Here is a 313-nt window from a genome sequence, read left to right on the forward strand (position 1 = left end):
AAACCGGTGCGGTTCATGGGGGCTCCTAAAACGAGAAAGAGCCGCCGAATGGCAGCCCTTTTGTCATGCGTGATTGCTTGTGATCCGGCGGTCAGTCTTTGCGGAACACGTTCTTGCCCGCCTTCGCTTCGCCCTTCAGACCTTCGATTTCCTCCTTCAGCGCCGCGATTTCCTCGGCCTGCGCATTGATGATCGTGTCTCTTTTCCGCAGTTCCGCTTGCGCGGCAGCCGCAGCCGTTGCGTGTGAGGCCGCTCGCGTCGAAAGCGCAACGATCTGGCCCTGGAATTCGGTCATGACCGCGTTCACCTGGTC

General features: G+C 59.7%; 1 protein-coding gene. It reads right to left on the reverse strand.

Annotated elements, in window-relative coordinates; translation table 11 throughout:
- Positions 1-91 precede the first annotated feature (91 nt).
- On the reverse strand, positions 92-313 hold a 222-nt coding region (locus tag H2509_RS00590), incomplete at its 5' end, for a hypothetical protein (protein WP_209001714.1).

This window comes from Stappia albiluteola (genome assembly GCF_014050225.1).
GTDB lineage: Bacteria > Pseudomonadota > Alphaproteobacteria > Rhizobiales > Stappiaceae > Hongsoonwoonella > Hongsoonwoonella albiluteola.